The following is a 3,258-nucleotide window of genomic DNA, read 5'->3' as shown; positions in this document are numbered from 1 at the left end:
ACCCTATAGAGTAGACCTTTTTATTAGCTGTCTACTCTATAGGGTACATTTTACTATTATATATCTCTTTTTCTACTTATTAATATATAAAAATTTATTTTTATTGCCTTACAATAAGTACTAGCCCTTTATGTATATATATAGTTTAGTAGACATACAATTAATTATCTAATCCTACATAACAAAATTATATAAATTAAAAGGAGGTACTATTATGGATAATCAAAAAGAGTTTAAGCCCTTTATACCCGCCAATAAAATAGTTCCTGAATTTACAGCTACATCTATAATATTAGGATGTTTGTTGGCAGTTATATTTGGTGCTGCTAATGCCTACTTAGGTCTTAGGGTTGGTGTGACAGTTAGTGCATCTATCCCTGCTGCAGTTATATCAATGGGGGTTTTAAGAGTCTTATTAAAAAGAGAATCTATACTTGAAAACAACTTAGTTCAGACTATAGGTTCAGCTGGCGAATCATTAGCTGCAGGTGCTATATTTACATTACCTGCAATGTTTATATGGATGAAAGATTGGGGAATTGGAAGTCCTAGTTTATTAAAAATTGCACTTATAGCTTTATGTGGTGGATTACTTGGAGTTTTATTTATGATACCTCTAAGAAAAGCACTTATAGTTAAAGAACATGGTGTACTTCCATATCCAGAAGGAACAGCTTGTGCTGAAGTTTTACTTGCTGGTGAAGAAGGTGGTTCTAAGGCTTCTGTAGTTTTTGCAGGTCTTGGAATAGCAGCAGTTTATAAATTTATAGCTGATGGTCTTAAATTATTTCCAAGTGAAATAGAGTGGGAAATACCAGGATATTCTAATGCTGCATTTGGTATAGATGTACTTCCTGCTCTTCTTGGTGTTGGTTATATATGTGGATATGAAATATCTGGATATATGTTTGCAGGTGCTATAGTTGGTTGGATTGCTTTAATACCATTATTTGCACTATTTGGAGCAGACACAATACTTTATCCTGGAACTGTTCCTATAAGTGAATTAGGCTTTTGGGGAATTTGGGATAGTTATATAAGATATATTGGTGCAGGTGCTGTTGCATGCGGCGGTATAATAAGTTTAATTAAATCTCTTCCTTTAATAGTTAATACTTTTGCTAAAGCAATGAAAGATTATTCTAATATGGATAGATCTAATTCTACATTAAGAACTGACCAAGATATGTCTATGAAAGTTGTTTTATTAGGTTCATTAGCTGTAGTTATTGCTATATGGTTAATACCTTCTATTCCTGTTAATTTTGTTGGTGCTCTTTTAATAGCTATATTTGGTTTCTTCTTTGCAACAGTATCTTCAAGACTTGTTGGTTTAGTTGGTAGTAGTAATAACCCAGTTTCTGGTATGGCTATAGCTACTTTATTAATAAGTACATTAGCTTTAAAATCAACTGGTATGGTTGGTCAAGATGGTATGATGGGTTCTATAGCAATAGGTTCTGTTATATGTATAATAGCTGCAATTGCAGGAGATACTTCTCAAGACTTAAAAACAGGTTATATTGTTGGTGCTACTCCTAGAAAGCAACAATTAGGAGAACTTATAGGAGTTTTAATATCTGCTTTAACTATCGGTGCAGTTTTATATCTTTTAAATGCTGCATGGGGATTTGGTTCAAAAGATATACCTGCTCCTCAAGCTACACTTATGAAATTAGTTGTTGAGGGTGTTATGGAAGGAAATCTTCCTTGGCCATTAATATTTGCTGGTGCTGGTATTGCTATAGCTGTTGAAATAATAGGTATACCTGTACTTCCATTTGCAGTTGGTCTATATCTTCCAATTCACTTAAGTGCTGGTATAATGTTTGGTGGAGTTATAAGATTATTCCTTGAAAATAGAAAAAATGTATCTAAAGAAGTTAAAAAAGAACAAATTGACAGAGGTGTTTTATATACTTCAGGTCTTATAGCAGGTGAAGGTTTAGTAGGTGTATTACTTGCAATATTCGCAGTTATAAAAATTGAAGAAAGCTCTCTAGCAGATATAATAAACTTATCTGATTTTGTTAACCTAGGTCAAATAGGTTCTGTAATATTCTTTGCATTATTAATACTTACTTTATTTAAGTTCACTATTTGGTATAAAGATAAGAATAAAGCTAGTTAATAAATAATATAGTTAATTAAGGGAGTTGTCTTAAAATGCACTCCCTTAATTTTATATATTGGAGGGTTTTATGAGTAAGAAAGTTAAAAATTATTTAGATTTTGTTCCTATAAAAAATAAAAATATAAAGTGGCTTGAAGATAGTTTTGGTATTATTACTTTAGAAATCACTCGAAATTGTTTATTTGATAAAATAGCTCAAAAAACTTTTAAAGTTCCTCCTAAAAGCTATATAAAGCTTGATAAACATGGCAGCTTTGTATGGAAGTGTATAGACGATAATAAATCAGTTTACGAGCTATCTAAAGATGTTAAAGGACATTTTGGGAATGATGCTGAACCTTTAATTGAAAGATTAGTTGAGTTTATCACAATACTTGAAAGTAATAAATTTGTAAAGTTTAAAAAAGGAGGCAAGTAAAATGTTAATCAATCTATTTTATATACTTTTATTTGCTATTGCTACTGTAATAATATACATATGGGGTATGAAAAAGGAACAAAGTAAGGAAAAGGAACTGTTAGATAATCTTTATAAAAAAAGTGAAAAAATTGTTATAAAGTCTTTTAAACAAAATAAGACTTTATCTAGAAAAGATATAGAAAATGAACTTACTAATGTTAAATCTTCTCTATTTTATAGTAAACATAAATTAGTTATTAAAAATCCTTCTCATTTAGCTAAGATAATCATATGTAATCTATTAAATAATGGTACTATTATAAAAACTACCAATGGTTATACTTTAAAATATAAATCTAAATAAATAAAATATAACAATTTCATTTTATACTTGATATACATATAAAATTAGTTTTCACAGATACTAACTTATATAAAACATTATAAAGGAGATTTATTATGAAAAAGAAAACTAATGATGACTTAATGTTTTTAAATAATCATGATGATCAATATCATGAAATATTAGATAATATAGAAGTTAATGAAAGTACTGATAGCGAAACCACAGATATATTAAATTTTAGAGTTATAAATAGTAAAAATGCATATCCTCAAAGAAATATTCCTAAAAATAAATAAAACTGCATATAAAAAGAGCCTCTTTATTTAAAATGGACCCTTTGTCAAGGACACTAGAAAAAAAGGGTTATTAAGAAGTTGC

General features: G+C 29.1%; 4 protein-coding genes. All 4 read left to right on the top strand.

Annotation, left to right across the window (positions count from 1 at the left end):
- The first annotated feature begins 214 nt into the window (after positions 1-214).
- Entirely contained in the window at positions 215-2,131 is a 1,917-nt protein-coding gene (locus Q5F54_RS12245; protein ID WP_281538389.1) for an OPT family oligopeptide transporter, read from the top strand.
- A gap of 70 nt (positions 2,132-2,201) precedes the next feature.
- Positions 2,202-2,552 carry a PqqD family protein gene (locus Q5F54_RS12240; RefSeq protein ID WP_281538390.1) on the top strand — a complete coding sequence of 117 codons (351 nt, stop codon included), beginning with the start codon at positions 2,202-2,204 and terminating at the stop codon, positions 2,550-2,552.
- 1 nt (position 2,553) lies between these two features.
- Positions 2,554-2,898, top strand: coding sequence for a hypothetical protein (locus Q5F54_RS12235; protein WP_281538391.1), 345 nt, complete (start codon positions 2,554-2,556; stop codon positions 2,896-2,898).
- A 95-nt stretch (positions 2,899-2,993) separates the two neighbouring features.
- The gene (locus tag Q5F54_RS12230; RefSeq protein ID WP_071120174.1) at positions 2,994-3,176 is read left to right on the top strand and encodes a hypothetical protein; all 183 of its coding nucleotides are present in this window, start codon (positions 2,994-2,996) and stop codon (positions 3,174-3,176) included.
- Positions 3,177-3,258: the final 82 nt, after the last annotated feature.

The sequence above is a fragment of the uncultured Romboutsia sp. genome (assembly GCF_958366745.1).
Taxonomy (GTDB): domain Bacteria; phylum Bacillota; class Clostridia; order Peptostreptococcales; family Peptostreptococcaceae; genus Romboutsia; species Romboutsia timonensis.
This window is presented reverse-complemented; position numbering and strand designations above follow the sequence as displayed.

What these genes read in the sequence shown, in the direction of transcription:
- Q5F54_RS12230 (WP_071120174.1), top strand. Translation starts at nt 2,994, where the DNA reads ATGAAAAAGAAAACTAATGATGACTTAATGTTTTTAAATAATCATGAT.
- Q5F54_RS12235 (WP_281538391.1), top strand. Translation starts at nt 2,554, where the DNA reads ATGTTAATCAATCTATTTTATATACTTTTATTTGCTATTGCTACTGTA.
- Q5F54_RS12245 (WP_281538389.1), top strand. Translation starts at nt 215, where the DNA reads ATGGATAATCAAAAAGAGTTTAAGCCCTTTATACCCGCCAATAAAATA.
- Q5F54_RS12240 (WP_281538390.1), top strand. Translation starts at nt 2,202, where the DNA reads ATGAGTAAGAAAGTTAAAAATTATTTAGATTTTGTTCCTATAAAAAAT.